Origin of the sequence: Variovorax boronicumulans (assembly GCF_009811375.1) — a bacterium.
In the GTDB taxonomy this organism is placed as follows: Bacteria; Pseudomonadota; Gammaproteobacteria; order Burkholderiales; family Burkholderiaceae_C; genus Variovorax; species Variovorax boronicumulans.
The window spans coordinates 113,584-131,362 of the sequence record NZ_BKDH01000006.1 but is presented as its reverse complement, the minus strand read 5'-3'; the positions used below and the strand labels follow the sequence as shown (position 1 = coordinate 131,362).

16 protein-coding genes are annotated in these 17,779 nt (G+C 68.7%); 7 read left to right on the top strand and 9 right to left on the bottom strand.

The features are described from left to right. Position 1: 1 nt before the first annotated feature. Positions 2 to 787, bottom strand: a complete 786-nt coding sequence (locus VHAB30_RS29625; RefSeq protein WP_062473888.1) for an ABC transporter ATP-binding protein — start codon at positions 785 to 787, stop codon at positions 2 to 4. Continuing rightward, a complete protein-coding gene (locus tag VHAB30_RS29620) occupies positions 784 to 2,748 on the bottom strand; it encodes an AMP-dependent synthetase/ligase (protein WP_062473886.1) in 1,965 nt (654 codons plus the stop codon). Before VHAB30_RS29620 ends, VHAB30_RS29625 begins: the two co-directional genes overlap by 4 nt. 84 nt (positions 2,749 to 2,832) lie before the next feature. On the opposite strand from VHAB30_RS29620, the gene VHAB30_RS29615 reads away from it, so the two are divergent. From VHAB30_RS29615 to VHAB30_RS29600, 4 genes are read left to right on the top strand one after another with little or no spacing between them, the layout of a single operon-like run. After that, a complete protein-coding gene (locus VHAB30_RS29615; protein WP_062473884.1) occupies positions 2,833 to 3,597 on the top strand; it encodes a Crp/Fnr family transcriptional regulator in 765 nt (254 codons plus the stop codon). A gap of 11 nt (positions 3,598 to 3,608) precedes the next feature. Then, entirely contained in the window at positions 3,609 to 4,088 is a 480-nt protein-coding gene (locus VHAB30_RS29610; RefSeq protein WP_062473882.1) for a hypothetical protein, read from the top strand. A gap of 58 nt (positions 4,089 to 4,146) precedes the next feature. Further along, complete coding sequence (locus tag VHAB30_RS29605; RefSeq protein ID WP_159279574.1) at positions 4,147 to 4,920, top strand: SDR family NAD(P)-dependent oxidoreductase; 774 nt, start codon at positions 4,147 to 4,149, stop codon at positions 4,918 to 4,920. A gap of 16 nt (positions 4,921 to 4,936) precedes the next feature. Next, a complete protein-coding gene (locus VHAB30_RS29600) occupies positions 4,937 to 5,194 on the top strand; it encodes a hypothetical protein (protein ID WP_062473877.1) in 258 nt (85 codons plus the stop codon). 112 nt (positions 5,195 to 5,306) lie between these two features. Here the strand turns inward: VHAB30_RS29600 and VHAB30_RS29595 are convergent, their stop codons facing one another. Then, the gene (locus VHAB30_RS29595) at positions 5,307 to 6,296 is read right to left on the bottom strand and encodes a Bug family tripartite tricarboxylate transporter substrate binding protein (RefSeq protein ID WP_390904080.1); all 990 of its coding nucleotides are present in this window, start codon (positions 6,294 to 6,296) and stop codon (positions 5,307 to 5,309) included. Positions 6,297 to 6,540: 244 nt separating this feature from the next. On the opposite strand from VHAB30_RS29595, the gene VHAB30_RS29590 reads away from it, so the two are divergent. Then, complete coding sequence (locus tag VHAB30_RS29590) at positions 6,541 to 6,918, top strand: VOC family protein (protein ID WP_070063002.1); 378 nt, start codon at positions 6,541 to 6,543, stop codon at positions 6,916 to 6,918. A gap of 1,157 nt (positions 6,919 to 8,075) precedes the next feature. After that, the gene (locus tag VHAB30_RS29585) at positions 8,076 to 9,605 is read left to right on the top strand and encodes a hypothetical protein (protein WP_159279573.1); all 1,530 of its coding nucleotides are present in this window, start codon (positions 8,076 to 8,078) and stop codon (positions 9,603 to 9,605) included. 49 nt (positions 9,606 to 9,654) lie between these two features. Here the strand turns inward: VHAB30_RS29585 and VHAB30_RS29580 are convergent, their stop codons facing one another. The 5 genes from VHAB30_RS29580 to VHAB30_RS29560 are packed head-to-tail and all read right to left on the bottom strand — an operon-like array spanning position 9,655 to position 16,662. Next, on the bottom strand, positions 9,655 to 10,236 hold the full coding sequence (locus tag VHAB30_RS29580) for a superoxide dismutase (RefSeq protein WP_159274807.1): 582 nt from the start codon (positions 10,234 to 10,236) through the stop codon (positions 9,655 to 9,657). Positions 10,237 to 10,292: 56 nt separating this feature from the next. Then, on the bottom strand, positions 10,293 to 10,958 hold the full coding sequence (locus tag VHAB30_RS29575) for a helix-turn-helix transcriptional regulator (protein ID WP_062473930.1): 666 nt from the start codon (positions 10,956 to 10,958) through the stop codon (positions 10,293 to 10,295). 35 nt (positions 10,959 to 10,993) lie between these two features. Continuing rightward, positions 10,994 to 12,436, bottom strand: a complete 1,443-nt coding sequence (locus tag VHAB30_RS29570) for an efflux transporter outer membrane subunit (protein ID WP_390904079.1) — start codon at positions 12,434 to 12,436, stop codon at positions 10,994 to 10,996. A gap of 12 nt (positions 12,437 to 12,448) precedes the next feature. Further along, positions 12,449 to 15,559, bottom strand: coding sequence for a MexW/MexI family multidrug efflux RND transporter permease subunit (locus VHAB30_RS29565; protein ID WP_159279571.1), 3,111 nt, complete (start codon positions 15,557 to 15,559; stop codon positions 12,449 to 12,451). Next, positions 15,556 to 16,662 (bottom strand): efflux RND transporter periplasmic adaptor subunit, encoded by a 1,107-nt coding sequence (locus VHAB30_RS29560; protein WP_159279570.1) that lies wholly within the window; start codon positions 16,660 to 16,662, stop codon positions 15,556 to 15,558. The genes VHAB30_RS29565 and VHAB30_RS29560 overlap by 4 nt, the downstream gene beginning before the upstream one ends. A gap of 287 nt (positions 16,663 to 16,949) precedes the next feature. On the opposite strand from VHAB30_RS29560, the gene VHAB30_RS29555 reads away from it, so the two are divergent. Next, positions 16,950 to 17,276: an ArsR/SmtB family transcription factor gene (locus VHAB30_RS29555; RefSeq protein WP_062473861.1), complete on the top strand. Its 327-nt coding sequence runs from the start codon at positions 16,950 to 16,952 to the stop codon at positions 17,274 to 17,276. A gap of 40 nt (positions 17,277 to 17,316) precedes the next feature. Here VHAB30_RS29555 and VHAB30_RS29550 read toward each other — a convergent pair whose 3' ends face one another. Next, positions 17,317 to 17,730, bottom strand: coding sequence for a DsrE family protein (locus VHAB30_RS29550; RefSeq protein WP_070063008.1), 414 nt, complete (start codon positions 17,728 to 17,730; stop codon positions 17,317 to 17,319). Positions 17,731 to 17,779 lie beyond the last annotated feature (49 nt).

Here is a 17,779-nt window from a genome sequence, read left to right as displayed (position 1 = left end):
GTCAATGCTCCACGCCGAGGTACGCCCGGATCACGTCTTCGTTGTTCCGAACTTCATCCGGCGTGCCGTCGCCGATCTTCTTGCCGTAGTCCAGCACCACCACGCGGTCGGAGATGTCCATCACCACGCCCATGTCGTGCTCGATGAGCACGATGGTCGCGCCGAACTCGTCGTTCACGTCGAGGATGAAGCGGCTCATGTCCTGCTTCTCTTCGACGTTCATGCCGGCCATGGGCTCGTCCAGCAGCAGCACCTGCGGCTCCATCGCCAGCGCGCGGCCGAGGTCGACGCGCTTTTGCAGGCCGTAGGGCAGGCGGCCCACCGGCGTCTTGCGGTGCGCCTGGATTTCCAGGAAGTCGATGATGTGCTCGACGAACTCGCGGTGCTGCAGCTCTTCGCGTTCGGCCGGGCCCCAGCGCAGCGCCTGTGCGAACAGGCCGCTCTTCATCTTGAGGTTGCGCCCGGTCATGATGTTGTCGAGCACGCTCATGCCCTTGAACAGCGCCAGGTTCTGGAAGGTGCGCGCCACGCCCATCTCGGCCACCTGGCGCGAGTTCATGTGCTTGAAGGTCTGGCCGCGGAAGGTGATGGAGCCCTGCTGCGGCCAGTACACGCCGTTGATGCAGTTCAGCATCGAGCTCTTGCCCGCGCCGTTGGGGCCGATGATGGCCCGCACCTCGTGCTCGCGCACGTTGAAGCTGATGTCGGTCAGCGCTTTCACGCCGCCGAAGCTCAGCGAGATGTTCTGGACGTCGAGGATGACGTCGCCAATTTTCCGATTGCTCATGCGGCGGCCTTCACGATGGGGAAGGTCTTGGCGTCGTTGATCTTCAGCGTGGCGCTGACAACCCCCGTGCGTCCGTCCTCGAACTTGACCTGGGTCTCGATGTACTGCGCGGTCTTGCCGCCGTACAGCGCATCGACCAGCACGGCGTATTTCTCGGCGATGAAGCCGCGGCGCACCTTGCGCGTGCGGGTCAGCTCGTCGTCGTCGGGGTCGAGCTCCTTGTGCAGCACGAGGAAGCGCGCGATCTGCGTCTCGCCCATACCGTCCTCGGCCGCGAGGTCGGCGTTGACTTTGGCGATGCACTCGGCCACCAGCGTCAGCACCTCGGGCTTGCCGGCCAGGTCCACATAGCCGCCGTAGGCCAGGCCGCGGCGCTCGGCCCAGTTGCCGACCGCCTCGAAGTCGATGTTGACGAAGGCGCAGACCTCGTCGCGGCCGTTGCCGAAGCACACGGCCTCCTTGATCTGCGGGAAGAACTTGAGCTTGTTCTCGATGTAGTTGGGCGCAAAGATCGCGCCGCCCACGAGCCGGCCCACGTCCTTGGCGCGGTCGATGATGCGCAGATGGCCTTCGCTGTCGAGCACGCCGGCGTCGCCGGTGTGGAAGTAGCCGTTGGCGTCGAGCACCTCGGCCGTGGCGTCGGGGCGCTTGTAGTACTCCTTGAGCACCGACACGCCGCGCACCAGCACCTCGCCGTCGTCGGCGATCTTCAGTTCGATGCCCGGCGCCGCCGTGCCCACGGTCTGCAGCTTGACCTTGCCGTCCTGCTGCAGGCACACGTAGGCGCACGTCTCGGTCTGGCCGTAGAACTGCTTGAGGTTCACACCGATGGAGCGGTAGAAGCGGAACAGGTCGGGCCCGATGGCCGCGCCGGCCGTGTAGGCCACGCGGATGCGGCTCATGCCCAGCACGTTGCGCAGCGGGCCGTAGATGAGCAGGTTGCCCAGGCTGTACATGAAGCGGTCGCCGGTGCTCACCGGTGCGCCGTTCAGGATGTCGGCGCCCACGCGCTGCGCCAGCGCCATGAACTTCGCATACAGCCAGCGCTTGGGCGCGGCCGCGTCTTCCATGCGGATCGACACGGCCGTGAGCAGGCCTTCGAAGGTGCGCGGCGGGCCGAAGTAGTAGCTCGGGCCGATCTCGCGCATGTCGTTCATCACCGTCTCGGCCGACTCGGGACAGTTGAGCGTGAAGCCGCCCACCAGCCACTGCGCCACCGAGAACAGGTGGTCGCCCACCCACGCCATCGGCAGGTAGCTCATGATGTTGTCGCCGGGGCCGAGCTTGTCGGTCTCCACGCCGCCGCGCCCTGCCGCGATGAAGCTGGCGTGCGTCTGGCACACGCCCTTGGGGCGGCCGGTGGTGCCCGAGGTGTAGAGGATCACGCCGACGTCGCTGGCCTCGCCGCTGGCCACGGCGCGGTCGTAGTAGCCGGCGTTGGCCTTGTCGAAGGCCCGGCCCAGCTCGCGCAGCTGCTCGTAGCTCATGAGCCCCGGCTGCTCGTAGTGGCGCAGGCCCTTGGGGTCGTCGTAGATGATGTGGCGGATGCCCTGCTGCTGGCCCTCCTGGCCTTGCTGCAGCTCGCGGCATTCGAGCAGCTTGTCGACCTGCTCCTGGTCTTCGACGATGACGAACTCGATGCTCGCGTCGTTCAGCATGAAGACCATCTCGCTGGCGACCGCGTCCTGGTACAGCGGCACGGGCACGCCGCGCAGGCTTTGCGCGGCGAGCACCGCCATGTACAGGTGCGGCCGGTTGGCGCCGACGATCGCGAGGTTGTCGAAGGCCTTGAAGCCAAGGCTTGCCAGACCGCAGGCCATCTCGCGCACTTCCTGCGCCACGGCGTTCCAGGTCCAGGTTTGCCAGATGCCAAGGTCTTTTTCGCGCACGGCGGGAGCCTCGGGACGGGCCTCGGCATGCGCGAGCAGCAGACGGGGGAAGGTGGGGGCGGTGGTTTGCACAGTGGCCGGATCGTAGGTCCCACTTTGACGCCCGGTTGTCGTTCCAACGACAATCCTAGGGACACTACTCCCCGGAGTTTCCCGATGCCTCCTGGCAACCTCAACCCACAGAACGTGCTCGGCGGTTCCATCAAGGACCGCGTGCGCCCTGCCAATGCCGCTGAACTCGACGGCATTCCGTGGCTGCCCACGCTCACGCCCGCCGAGCGCCGCCGTGCCGAGGCCACGCTCGTGGTGGGCGAGGCCGAGCCCGGCGACCTGGTGTGCCGCGTCGGGCGTTCGCCCACCTACTGGTTCGGCGTGGTCGAGGGCTTGCTGAAGATGAGCAACGACAACGCCGACGGCGGCTCGGTCACCTACACCGGCGTGCCGCCCGGCGGCTGGTTCGGCGAGGGCACGGTGATGAAGCGCGAGCCCTACCGCTACAACATCCAGGCGCTGCGCCGCAGCCTCGTGGCGGGGCTGCCGATCGAGAGCTTCCACTGGCTGCTGGACCACTCCATCGGCTTCAACCGCTTCGTGATGAACCAGCTCAACGAGCGGCTGGGCCAGTTCATCGCGGCGCTGGAGATCGACCGCCTGAACAACCCCGACGCGCGCGTGGCGCGCAACCTGGTGTCGCTGTTCAACCCGGTGCTGTACCCCGGCGTGGGCGAGGTCTTGCGCATCACGCAGCAGGAACTGGCGTACCTTGTCGGCCTGTCGCGCCAGCGCGTGAACGAGGCGCTCAATGCGCTGTCGGCGCAGGGGTTGATCCGCGTGGAGTACGGTGGCCTGCGCGTGCTCGACCTGCCCGGCCTGCGCGCCACCGCGATGTCCAGCCGCAAGAACAACAGCACTTCGAACTGAAAGAAAAAAACATGGCCCTCTCCGACCACCTGCAGATCGTGCCCGCCGACGCACAGGCGAGCTTTCTGCCGCCGCAGCAGCAACAGGCCACGCAGGCCCGCAACGAGGAAGACGACGGCCCGACGCTGGAAGAAGCGATCGACCGCGCCGAGGCCTTGGGCGAACAGATCGACGCGCTCAACGAGATCCTGGCGCGCCCGCTGAAAGACATCCTCGCCGACCGAGAAAAGTCGGAAGAAGCCGCGCTGGCCTGGGACCGTTTCGGCGCGATGTGGATGCTGTCGCAGCGCGCCATGCGCCGTGTCGCGCTCGACCTGGCGGCGCAGCTCGGCGTGAGCGAGGAAGAGGTCGTGGCGCGCGCCATGGCGAACGCCAATGCGGTGCTCAACGGTGCGGACGAAGTCGATCTCGGCGGCTCCATCGCGCCCGCGCAGCTGCAGCACATCGCCCGCCACCGCAACTTCCTGCGCGCCCAGTTCCGTACCGGCTGACGCGCGCGGCTTTTCGATATCCCTTAGCCTTGCGGCCTTCTCCTGCCTCCACACCACCATGACCACCTCCGCCTCTTCCCACCTCACCGTCATCACCGGCGCCTCGCGCGGCCTGGGCCGTGCCATGGCCGAACAGCTGCTGCAGGCCGGCCACACGGTGCTCGGCATCGCGCGCAAGTCCTCGCCCGAACTGGCCGAAGCCCCCAAGGCGACCGGCGCCGAACTGACGCAATGGGAGCAGGACCTGTCCGACCCGGTGGCCGCCGCGGCGCGCCTGTCGGACTGGCTGCGCACGCTGGACGGCCAGCGCTTCGACAGCGTCACGCTCATCAACAACGCCGGCACCGTCGGCAACCCTGCGCCGCTGTCGCGCGCCGTGTCGGCCGAACTGGCCCAGGCGCTGCGCATCGGGCTCGAGGCGCCGATGCTGCTCACGGCCGCCTTCCTCGGCGGCACGCGCGAATGGCGCGGCGCGCGCAAGGTGCTGAACATCTCGTCGGGCCTGGGCCGCAACGCCCTGGGCAGCCAGGCGCCGTACTGCGCGGCCAAGGCCGGCATGGACCATTTCTCGCGCGCCGTGGCGCTCGAAGAGGTGCATGCGCCGAACGGCGCGCGCATCGTGTCGCTGGCGCCCGGCATCATCGACACCGACATGCAGGTGCAGCTGCGCGGCGCTTCGGCCGAACAGTTCCCAGACCGCACGCGTTTCGTGAGCATGAAGGAAGAAGGCCGGCTCGACAGCCCCCAGAGCGCCGCGGCCAAGGTGCTCGCCTACCTGGCGCGCGCGGACTTCGGCAGCAACCCCGTGGCCGACGTGCGCGACCCGGCCTGAGCACGGCGACCACATCATGGCCACCGCAAAGTCCATCGACACCGTCGAATACAAGCTCTTCCCGTCGCCGAGGAACGTGCACCGCATCGTCTTCGAGCACCAGGTGTTCGTGCCCTACCCGTACGCGCTGATCGTGATGGACGAGTTCTATTTCAAGGGCCGCTACAGCCTGTTCTCGGCCTGCCGCATGAGCGACGGGAAGATGGGGCAGGTGGCGACGTTCGAGGATGCGGCGGACGTCGAGATCTTCAACGCCAAGTTCGTGCCTGATTGAGCTCGCCCCCAGGCTTCGCGCACTTCGTGTCGCTTCGCCAACCCCCTACCGGGGGCAACACCAGCGGCCCGGCAAAGCCGGTTCCGCGGTGTTCCTGGTATGAAAACCCCTCTTACTCGATCGTCGCGCCCGAGGCCTGCACGATCCCCTTCCACTTCTCGTAGTCGGTCTTCAGCAGCGCGCCGAACTGCTCCGGCGTCATGCTCTGCGGCTCGGCGCCCTGGGCAATGATGGCCGCCTTCATCTCGGGCGTGGCCAGCAGCTTGTTGATCGCCGCGTTCAGCGTGGCGACGACGTCCTTGGGCGTGCCGGCCGGCACGAACACGCCGTACCAGGTGCTCACGTCGAAGTCCTTGTAGCCCAGCTCGGCCACGGTGGGCGTGTCGGGCAGCGAGGTGCTGCGCTTGGCGGAGGTGACCGCCAGCGGGCGCAGCTTGCCGGCCTTGATCTGCGCCATGGCCGAGGGCACCGACGACACCATCAGGTCGACGTTGCCCGCGAGCACGTCCATCATGGCCGCGTTGGAGCCCTTGTAGGGCACGTGGCGCATCTTGATCTTGGCGGCGCCGTTGAAGATCTCGCCGGCCAGGTGGATGGTGGTGCCGTTGCCCGGCGAGCCGTAGGTGATGGTGTCGGGCGCGGCGCGCGCGGCCTTCACCACGTCGTCCAGCGTCTTGAACTTGGAATTGGCCTGCGTGACGATCACCACGGGCGTGTAGGCCACGTGGGCCACGGCCGTGAGGTCCTTCACCGGGTTGTAGCTCAGGCTCTTGTAGAGCCAGGGCGCGACGACCATGTTGTCCTTCTGGCCCATCACGATGTCGTAGCCCGTGGGCGTGGCGCGCGCGGCCTCGGCGATGCCGATGGTGCCGCCGGCGCCCGCGCGGTTGTCGGGCACCACGGTCCAGTGGTTGGCCTCGGTGAGCTTCTGCGCGACCAGGCGCGCCAGGATGTCGGTGCCGCCGCCGGGCGGGAAGGGCACGACCATGCGGATGGGCTTGGCGGGGTAGGCGGCGGTCTGGGCGTGGGCCGGGGCGGTGGCCGCCATGGCGGTGAAGGCCAGCGCGAAGGCCAGCGGACGGAGGAAGTTCGATGGGGTCATGGGGGCATTGTCTCGTTCTGGGGGCAGGGGGGATGCAGTCTGCCGGAAGTGCCGGCGCGGGGTTTTCGCGGTTCGCGATGCCCCTCGTCTCGGCTGGCGGGGGCAGAACACGGGGCGGTGCGTACTTTCGGACGCCTTGACACCGCCCATCGTGCGTCGAATACTCCACCAAATGGTTGAGTATTTCTGGCTCGCCCGGCGCTCGGCGGCTTCCGGGCGCCCTTCCTCTTTGCGGGAGGCTCCCATGCTCGGACACATCAATGCAGTGGCCAACCTGGCGGTGAAAGACCTCGCCGTGGCCCGACGCTTCTACGAAGACACGCTCGGCCTCGCGCAGGTCGATGCCGAAGGCGACGAGGTCATCGTCTACCGCAGCGGCAACACGCGGCTCAACGTCTACCGCTCGGCCTTCGCGGGCACCAACCAGGCCACGGCCGTGACCTGGTCGGTCGACGGCGACATCGAGCGCCTCGTGGCCGCGCTCAAGGCCAAGGGCGTGCGCTTCGAGCACTACGACATGCCCGACACCACGCTCGCGGGCGACATCCACGTCATGGGCGACATGAAGGTCGCGTGGTTCAAGGACCCGGACGGGAACATCCTGAACCTCATCAACGTCTGAGCAGCCCCTGTCCATCCGGCATCCCCCGTTTGGGGGAAGCCAAGGGCGACGCGCTGCGGACAATTCCTCCTGCCATGCACCGGCCTGGCATGGAGGAGTTCCCACATGAGCGCACCGTCGCCCGAGCAGTCAACGTTTGAGCCATCCGCGCGCCCCGAGCGCGTCGCGGTCATCGCCATCCATGGCGTGGCCGACCAGAAGGCGGGCGACACGGCCCGCGCCATCGCTTCGCTGATGCTCAACCACCCCGGCGAGGGCGCCACCTACCGCCGGGCCGACTGCGACAGCCACCTCCTGCCGGTGCCGCCGCTGACGTCGATGGTGCAGCAGCGCACGGGGCATCAGGACAAGAACGAGAAGGCCGCCACCGAAGGCGCCGCCGCGCAGAAGGCCTACGTGCCGCCCGTGCGCAAGGCGATGCGGCAGTCGAAGACCTCGGACTTCAGCGCCGACGACTGGATCTCGACCGCCGAGGCCGACGACGCGGGCGTGGTGCGCGCCGCCAAGGGGCGCGGGCCGCTCACGCCGCGCGAGCTGAAGCGGAGCAACCCCGACATCGCCTTCAGCGACTACCTGCTGTTCAAGTCGCAGCGCGCCGAGCCCGACCACGAGGCCTACGAGGCCACGCGCGTGCGCATGACGCGCGACGCCACCGATGCCCACGGGCAGCCGGTGCAGCAGCGCATCGATGTGCACGAGATGTACTGGGCCGACCTGTCGCGCCTGCCGGGCTCGGTGGCGCGCATCGTCGCCGAGCTCTTCACCATCGTGTTCCGCCTCTCGCAGCTGGGCCGCGATGCGGTGGACCGCGCCGCCGAGGCGGCTGGTGTGAACAAGAAGCCCCGGCCGCCGGGCGCGCGGCGCTGGGCCTGCCTGGCCTCGCTGCAGACCGCGCTCGACTGGGCCTTTGCCAACCTGCTGGCCAACCTCTTCCTGCAGCTGCTGCTGGTCGGGCTGGTGATCGCGGGGCTCGGCGGACTGGCGCGGGTCGAGCCCGCGCCCCATGCGTTGTCGCTCACCGAACTGCTGCGCCGAGTGCTGGCCGTCGCGGTGCCGGTGCTGGCGATCTGGTGGTACTGCTACCAGGCGCGCACAAAGGCCTCCTCGCGGATCGTGGTGGGCCCGCGCTGCTGGCGGGCTGGTTCCTGTGGGCGCTGGTGCCCGCGCACTGGGTGGTCGGGGTGGCCTGGCTGGCGCTGCTCGCCGCGTTGGCCGACCGCGCCCTGCGCATCGCGCGCGACCGCTTTCCGGCGGCGCGCACCTGGGGGCTGGGGCTGATGGCGCTGACCGCGGCGGCGCTGCTGGTGCACGTGGCGATCAACGCCTCGGCCGCCGGCGCCACGGACGACCTGCGCCACTGGGTGCGCGCCGGCATGCGGGTGGTCGAGTACCTGCTGCTGGGCGTCGTGGCCTGGTGGGGCGTGGCCGGCGTGCTGCTCATCGCCTGGCTGCTCGCCGGGGAGACGGTGCCCGACCGCGACGCGGCCGCGCGCGCCAGCATCGCCACGGGGCGGCTCGGGCTGTTCGTGTCGCTGGCGGCGTTCGTGGCACTGACGATGGTGGCCTGGGCCGTGCTGACCAATCTGGTGGAGTTGGGTGCACGGGGCGTTTCTTATGCGCCGTTCTGGTTTTCCAAGGATATGTGCTGGGGCGACGGTGCGAACTTTCTGCACGACCGCTATGAACGGAGCACGCAGGCCTTCGCCTTGACGGCCGGCCTCACGCTGTCGCTGCTGGCCTACCTGGTGGCGGTGCTGGTGCCCAGCCTGTTCGCCGAGCTCAAGGTGGCCTTCGGCACGTCGCAGGGCCTGGGCCGCTGGCTCGGCGCGGGCTACCGGCGGCTGGACCGATTCGTCGCCGTGCTGACCAGCGCCAGCGTGGTGGTCGCCTTCGCGGTGGCCCTGTTGCTGGTGCTCAAGCAGTGCAATGTCTCGGTCGGCGGATGGATCGACGATGCGGTGATCTGGGTGTCGGCGCTGTCGCAAAGCGGCCTCAAGCCGCTGATCTTCACCGCCGCCACGCTGGCCGCCTCCGTCTCGCTGCTCGGCGGTTTTCTCACGCGCACCGTGCCGGGCCTGCGCATGCCGCTCGACGTGGCGCTGGACGTCGACGGCCACTTCCGCGAGTTTCCGCGTCGCGCCATTCCGCGCGCGCGCATCTTCTCGCGCTACGTGTCGCTGCTGGAGCACGTGGCGGCGCAGGGCTACGACCGCATCGTGATCGTGGCGCACAGCCAGGGCACGGTGATCTCGACCGAGCTGCTGCGCTACCTGCAGTTCCGCGCCGCGCAGCAGGTCGATGCGCGGGTGACCGACCTCTGGGCGGCGCTCAACAAGAGCCGCCTCCTGCTGCTCACTGCTGGCTGCCCGCTGCGCCAGCTGTATGCGGCGCGCTTTCCGCACCTCTACGGCTGGGTGACGGCGGAAGACGCGAACGGCGGCGGGCCGAGCGCGGCCCAGGTCGGCGTGGCCCGCTGGGTCAACCTCTACACGGCGGGTGACTACGTCGGGCGCTGGCTCTGGGGCGAGGACGACAAGCCCTACGAGCAGGTGACGACGCCGCCGGCCTGGTGCGTCGCGGCCGAGCACGAGGCCTGCCTCGGCCTGGGCGCCCACACCCATTACTTCGACCTCGACCAGGCGCACGTGGCGCGCTGGATCGACTGGATGGTGACGGCGCGCCCATGAAAAAGCCGGCCCGCAGGCCGGCTTTTTCATCATGCCGACAGCGCGGGTTTCAGCCGAAGTTCTTCGCTGCGAAGTCCCAGTTCACCAGCTTGGCCAGGAAGGTCTCGACGAACTTCGGGCGCAGGTTGCGGTAGTCGATGTAGTACGCGTGTTCCCACACGTCCACCGTCAGCAGCGCGGTGTCGGCGGTGGTCAGCGGCGTGCCGGCGGCGCCGGTGTTCACGATGTCCACCGAACCGTCGGCCTTCTTCACGAGCCACGTCCAGCCCGAGCCGAAGTTGCCCACGGCCGACTTCACGAAGGCTTCCTTGAAGGCGTCGTAGCTGCCCCACTTGGCGTCGATGGCCTTGGCCAGCGCGCCGGTGGGTGCGCCGCCGCCTTGGGGCTTCATGCAGTTCCAGAAGAAGGTGTGGTTCCAGATCTGGGCGGCGTTGTTGTAGATGCCGCCGCTGGACTTCTTGACGATCTCTTCGAGCGTCATCGCTTCGAACTCGGTGCCCTTTTGCAGGTTGTTCAGGTTCACCACATAGGCGTTGTGGTGCTTGCCGTGGTGGTACTCGAGCGTTTCCTTCGAATACTCGGGGGCCAGTGCGTCGATGGCGTACGGCAGCGGGGGAAGGGTGTGTTCCATGGTGGAGTCTTTCTTTCTAGTTGGTGGAAGGGGAAAACAAAAAACGGTTCGGTGCCTCAGGCGCGCGCCTTGGGCACGATGCGGTAGGCACAGCGCCGCGCGCCCGCGAGCACGTGCTCGACACGGCTCACGTCGGCCTCGGGCCCCAGCACCTCGTCGAAGAGCTGCAGCTCGCTTCGGCAAAAGCCGGTGCAGGCCTGCGCCGCGGTGCAGATGGGGCAGTGGTTCTCGATGAAGAGAAAGCCGTCGCCCTCGGCCCGGTACTCGGCCATGTAGCCCTCGCGGCTGCGGATGTCCGCGAGCCGTTCGAGCCGCGCCTCGAGGTTGCGCGCGCCGCGCATGGCCTCGGTGTAGGTGGCGCGCATGGTGGCTTCGCGCGCGCCGATGAGCTGGTCCATGCCCTTTTCGCCGAACACGCTGATCACGGCGCTGATCATCTGCACCGTCATCTCGGCGTGCGTGTCGGGAAAGCGCTTGTGGCCCTCGCCGGTGAGCCGCCAGATCTGGGTGGGGCGGCCGCGGCCGCTGGAGCGGCTCTCGGCGTCCACCAGCCCTTCGGTCTCGAGCTTGGACATCTGCTGGCGCACCGCCTCGACCGTCACGTGCAGCACCTTGGCGATGTCGGGGATGCCGAGCGCGCCACGGGTCTTCAGCGTAGAGAGGATGCGGTCTGCCGGCTGGTGCGGCATCCAGGTGGGCTTGGTGGCATCGGGGGCGGACATGGCAGCTTCGGTCGTGGGGGAAAACAGCGTCATTGTCAGGTGGTTGGCCCTCCCTTCGCATCCGTGGGCGCTTGCCACCCTCCGCCCAGTGCTTTGTAAAGCGCGACGAGGCTGGTGAACGAGGCCGTTTCGGCCTCGGCCACGGCATCCTGCGCGCGCAGCAGGGTGCGCTGCGCGTCGAGCACGCTCAGGTAGGGCGCGGCGCCTTCGCGGTAGCGCACTTCGGCCAGCTCGGCGGCGCGGCCGCTGCGGGTCGAGGCCTCCAGCAGCCGCTGCAGGCGCAGCTGGTTCTGGCCGTATCCGGTGAGGGCGCTTTCGACGTCCTCGATGGCGCGCAGCACGGTCTGTTCGTAGACGGCGCGCTCGCCCTCGGCGCGGGCCTCGGCGCCGCGCAGGCGGGCCTTGACCGAGCCCAGCCGCAGCGCAGGCCAGCTCACGCCGGGCGTGACGCTGAAGGCGCGGCTCGACGAACTGCCCAGGTCGGCACCGCGCAGCGCGATGAAGCCCAGGAAGCCGCCGATGTCGACGCGCGGGTACAGCTCGGCCGTGGCCGCGCCCACGTCGGCGGTGCTGGCGGCCAGGCCGCGCTCGGCGCGCAGCACGTCGGGCCGGCGGCGCAGCAGATCGCCCAGGTCGCCGATGGGCAGGCGCTTGTCGAGCACGCGCAGCGGGTGCGGCTGCAGCATCGGCGTCAGCTCGGCCGGGCGCAGGCCCGCCAGCACGGCGACGCGGTGCGCGGCCTGGCGGCGCGTGGTCTCGAGCGCGGGCAGCTGGCTCTCGGTGCTGGCCAGGTTGGCCTGCGCGCTCGCCAGGTCGCCTTCGAGGCCGCGCCCGGTGCGCACCTGCGCCTCGGTCACGCGCAGGCTCTGGCGCAGGCTGTCGAGGGTGCGCTGCGTCACGGCCAGGCGCTGCTCGGCGCCGCGCATCTCGTAGTAGTTGCGCGCCAGTTCGGCCACGGCCACGATGCGCACCTGCTCGAGGTCGGCCGCGCTGGCCTGGGCGCGCGCGGTGGCGGCTTCGTCCAGGCGCTGCAGCCGGCCGAAGAGGTCGATCTCCCAGCCGGCGTCGAAGCCGGCGCGGCTGCTTTGCGCCAGCGTGCGCGCGTCGGCCGGCACGCCGTTGCCTTGCGCGATGCTGCGCGTCTTGCTGGCGCCCAGCGTCACCACGGGCAGGCGGTCGAGCTCGGCCTCGGTCTGCATCGCACGCGCTTCCAGCAGCCGCGCGTGGGCGATGCGGATGTCGTGGTTGCCGGCCAGTGCGCGTTCGATGAGCGCGTCGAGCTGCGGGTCGTCGAGCTGGCGCCACCAGTCGCGCTGCACCGCGTCGGGCGCGAACAGCGCGCGCTCGGGGGCGGCGATGGCCACCGGCGCATCGTTCGGCGCGGCGTACTTCGGCCCGACCGCACAGCCGGCCAGCACCAGCAGGCTGAGGGCGAAGGGTGCGGCGTAGGAGAAGGGTCTTCTTGTCGTCATGGTCATGTTCCCGGTGTCTCAGACGGTGTCGCCGGCAGGCTCGCGCGCCACGAGCGCCTCGAGTTCGGCGGCACGCTGCGAGCGGCCCACCGTGCGGTGGTCGCGTGCCAGCAGCGTGTACATGGTGGGCAGCACGAACAGCGTGAACAGCGTGCCCACCAGCATGCCGACCACGATCACCAGGCCGATGCTGAAGCGGCTGTTGGCACCTGCGCCGCTCGCGAACAGCAGCGGCACCAGGCCCACCACCATCGCGGCCGTGGTCATCAAAATCGGGCGCAGCCGGATGCGCGCGGCCTGCTCGATGGCGGCGCGGCGCTCCAGGTTCAGGCGCTCCTGGATCTCGTTGGCGAACTCCACCATCAGGATGCCGTGCTTGCTGATGAGCCCGATGAGCGTCACCAGCCCGATCTGCGTGTAGATGTTGATGGTGGCAAAGCCCAGCGCCAGTGGCACCAGCGCGCCGCAGATCGACATCGGCACGCTGACCAGGATGATCAGCGGGTCGCGCAGGCTCTCGTACTGCGCGGCCAGCACCAGGTAGATCACCACGATCGCGAACACGAAGGCCATCACCAGCGCCGAGCCTTCCTGCGTGAACTGGCGCGCGTCCGACTGCCAGTCGTAGCTGAAGCCGGCCGGCAGCTTCTTCGCCTCTTCGCTCAGGAACGCCACGGCGTCGCCCATGGTCACGCCCGGCATCGGAATGGCCTGGAAGGTCGCGGCGTTGAGCTGGTTGAACTGCGTGAGCTTGTTGGGGCCCACGCTGGTCGACAGCTGCACCAGGTTGGCCAGCGGCACGGGCTGGCCGCTCGCGCTCTTCACGAAGTAGCGAGCGAGCGCCTCGGCCGTGAGCCGCTGGTCGCGCGGCGACTGCGGAATCACGTCGTACGAGCGCCCGTCCATGCCGAAGCGGTTGACGTAGTTCTCGCCTACCAGCACCGCCAGCGTGTCGCCGATGGCCTTCATGGTCACGCCCATGCTGTTGGCCTTGGCGCGGTCCACGCGCACCTCGGTCACGGGGTTGTTGAACTCCAGGTCGCTGTCGACCACGGCGAACTTGCCGCTCTCGCGCGCCGCCTTCTTCAGTGTTTCCATCGCCTCGAACACGCTGCGGTGGTCGCCCGCACTGCGGATCACCATCTGCACCGGAAGCCCACCGGTCGAACCGGGAAGCGACGGCAGCTGAAAGGCGAACACGCTGCTGCCCTCGACCTCGTTCATGCCGCCCTGCACGTCGCCCTGGATCTGGTCGGCGTTGCGCTGGCGATCCTTCCAGTCGGACAGCTGCACGCCGCCGATGCTGTTGGAGACGCCGTCCGAGCCGTTGATGAGCCAGCGACCGGTGTTTTCGGGCAACTTGGCCAGCACCTCGTCCCACTTCTGGCCGAACTTTTCGACGTAGTCGATGTTGGCGTGCTGCGGCGACTTGATGACGGTCATCACCATCGCCTGGTCTTCGCCGGGCGCCAGCTCGCGCTGCGCCGCGTTGTACAGAAAAGGCAGACTCACGAGCACGGCCGCGGCCAGCAGGCCCGTGACCCAGCGATGGTGCAGCGACACGTCGAGCAGCCGCCCGTAGGCCGTGGCCAGCTTGTGGAAGAAGGCCTCGGCATAACGCGCCATGCGGCCCGCCGTGGCATCTTGCGGCAACAGGAACGAGCTCATCACCGGCGACAGCGTGAGCGCGATCACGCCCGACACCACCACCGCGCCGGCCAGCGTGAAGGCGAACTCCTTGAACAGCGAGCCCGTGAGCCCGCCCATGAGGCCGATGGGCGCGTACACCGCGGCCAGCGTGAGCGTCATCGCGATCACCGGGCCGGCCACTTCGCGTGCGCCAATCAATGCGGCCTGCACGCGCGACTTGCCTTCCTCGATGTGGCGGTGCACGTTCTCCACCACCACGATGGCGTCGTCCACCACCAGGCCGATGGCCAGCACCATCGCCAGCAGCGTGAGCAGGTTGATGCTGAAGCCGAACAGCAGCATCAGCGCCGCCGCGCCCAGCATCGACAGCGGAATGGTCACCACCGGAATGAGCACCGCGCGCAGCGAGCCCAGGCACAGGAAGATCACCAGCACCACGATGGCGATGGCTTCGAGCAGTGTCTTCTGCACCTCGTCGATCGAGGCCTCGATGAAGCGCGCGAGCTCGAAGGGCAGTTGCACCTCCACGCCCGGCGGCAGGTTCTGCTTGATGCCGGGCAGCAGGTCGCGGATGCGCTTCACGATCACCAGCGGGTTGCCGTTGGGCGCGGCCTGCAGGCCGAGGTAGATGGCCTTGTCGCCGTCCATCGTCGCGCTGCTGTCGGCGCTCGCCGCGCCGAGCTCCACCGTGGCCACGTCGCCCAGGCGCACGATGGCGTCGCTTCCACCGTCGGTCTGGCGCTTGATGACCATGTCGCGGAACTCCGCCACGTTCACCAGGTCGGTGTTCACGCGGATGTTCGACACCACGTACAGGCCCTTCACCTGCCCGGGGGCGGCCTGCACGTTGTTCTGGCGCAGCGCGTCGGCCAGCTCGCCGGCCGAGATGCCGCGCGCGGCCATGCGGTTGGCGTCCAGCCACACGCGCATCGCCAGCGTCTGCCCGCCCGACACCTCGACGCCCGAGACGCCCTCGATCGACGCGAACTGCGGCTGCACCACGCGCGAGAGGTAGTCGGTGAGCTGCGGCACGGGCATCGTCTTGCTCGAGAAGCCCACGTAGGCGACGGCCGTGGCCTCGCCCGACGACTTGAGGATCACCGGGTCGAAGGCCTCGGCCGGCAGCCGGTACTTCACCTGACTGACCTGCGCCATGGCCTGCGTGAGCGCCTGGTTGGCGTCGGCGTTGAGCTTCATGCGCACGCTGATCACGCTGCGGCCCAGCGTGGACGACGACGAGAGGTAGTCGACGTTCTCGATCGTCGCCACCGCCTGCGCGATGGGCTGCGTGACGAAGCCCTGCATCAGCTCCGGCGAGGCGCCGGGGTACTGCGTGGTGATGGTGAGCGTGGTGCTCTCGGTGAGCGGGTACTGGCGCACCGGCAGGTCGACCAGCGCACGCGCGCCGAGCAACAGGATGAGCGTGCTCACCACCAGCGCCAGCACGGGCCGGCGCACGAAGAGGTCGGTGAACTTCATGACTTCGCGTCCTGCAGGGCCAGCGTGTCCTTCGCGGCCGGGGCCACGGCGGCGCCGTTGTACAGACGCAGCTGGCCCGAGGTGACGACCTGCTCGCCGGCCTTCAGGCCCTGCTCGACGACGACCAGGCCGTCTTGTCGTTCGCCGGTCTTCACGAACACCTGCTGCACCGAGAAGCCGTCGCCCTTGTCGCCGGCGCGCACCACGAACACCGAGTCGCCGTGCGTGCTGTAGGTGATGGCGGTTTCAGGCACCGCGATGGCGTCGGCGCGCGTGGGCAGTGCGACCTTGGCGTTGACGTACATGCCGGGCGTGAGCGCGCCGTCGGCGTTGTCGACCGTGGCCTGCAGCCGCACGGTGCGCGTGTCGCTGCCGATCATGGGTTCGATGGCGCTGAGCTTGGCGGGGAAGACGCGGCCCGGGTAGGCATCGACCGCGAGCGCCACCGCCTGGTTGCGCCGCAGCGCTGGCAGCGCGTTCTCGGGCAGCGTGAGGTTGGCGAACAGCGTGCGCGCATCGGTGAGCGACACCAGCGCATCGCCGGCGCGCACGAACTGGCCGAGGTTGACCTTGCGGATGCCCAGCACGCCGTCGAACGGCGCCCGGATGTGCTTCTGCTCGATGAGCGCCTGCACGCGCCGCAGCTCGCCGCTGGCCTGGTCGAAGGCGGCTTGCGCCTGCTCCATTTGCTCCTGCGTGGCGGCCTGCTGCGGCAGCAGGCGGCGCGTGCGTTCGAGCAGGGCCCTGGCATTGGCCTGCTGGGCGCGCAGCCGTTCGAGGTCGCCCTGCTCGGGCGCGTCGTTCAGCTGCACCAGCAGCTGGCCGGCACGCACCTGCGCGCCCGGCGTGAAGAGGATCTTCGCGACCCGGCCCTCCACCTCGGCCGGCACCTCGACCTGCCGGTTGGCCTCCAGCGTGCCGATGCCGCCGAGAAAGCGCGCCATCTCGGTCTGCCGCGCGGGGGCCACCGCCACCTTGGCCGGCGGCATGGCGCCGCCCTGTGCATGGGCCGGCTGGAATTTCGCCACGAGCCCGTAGCCCGCCGCGCCCAGCACCGCGACCGTGAGACTGGCGCCGAGCCAGGTCCTGGATTGTTTGTTCATACGCAACCTGCTTTTTTATCAAAGAAAGTGCTTTGATTATTAGATCGTGTCCGAACGCTGTCGAGAAAGACGTGGCAATGGCCCCAATAGGGCAGGGCTATCTTTGGCGTGGCGTGCATGCGGGGTGCTCCGGGTGGTTGCGCGGGGACATCCCCGCACCCCGAAGACGGGCGGCGCGTCGCTTTTGTGACGCGGCGGCCGCGCGCAATCGCCGTACGGCCGCCGGGACATCGCTCGCGCCGCCAGACGCCGATGTACATTGCGACCTGCGCATGAACCTATTCAGCATGGCCACCAAACCCCGTAAGAAGTCCGCGGCTGTCACCGAGGACGAGGTCTTCGACATGGCCGCCGACCTGTTCCGGGCCATGGCCGCGCCCATGCGGCTGAAGATCGTGAGCCTGCTGTGCAATGGCGAGAAGAACGTGAGCGAGCTGCTCGCGCAGATCGACACCACGCAGCCCAACATGTCGCAGCACCTGAACACGCTCTACCAGGCGGGCGTGCTCGCGCGACGCCGCGACGGCGTGAGCATCTACTACAGCATCGCGAACGAAACCGTGGTGGCGCTGTGCCGCAGCATCTGCGTGCAGATCGCCATCGAGCAGGAATAAGAAGAAGAGAAGAAGGCCGGCATCAGCCGGCTTCTGAACTTCAGGGCTTCAGGTAGACGTAGCCTTCCTTCGCCTGCAGCCGCGCCACCTCGGCCACGCCCGAGGGCACCACCTTGGTTTCCATCAGCAGCTTGCCCGCGTCGATGTTGCGCGTGGTCAGCGTGTTGTTGCACACCTTGAACTCCACGCCGCGCCCCGCCAGCGCGCTCACCGGGCCGCTGAACTCGCGGCCCCGGCTGTCCTTGGCGTCGCTCAGCAGGAAGTCGATGCCGGGGCCGTGCGTGACCACGACGATCTTCGCCTTCGGGTCCGCGTTCAGGTGGTTCGTGATGTTCGCCAGGATGGCGGCGCTGCTCTCCACGCCGGTGTTGACGTGGTAGACCACCTTGGTCTCCTGCGCGCCCGCGAACGTGGCGACCATGGCGAGCAGGAAAGCGATGAATGCGTGTCTCATGGGGAAACCCTCTGGCTGTTGTCGTTGCCCGCAAAATATCATCTTCTGC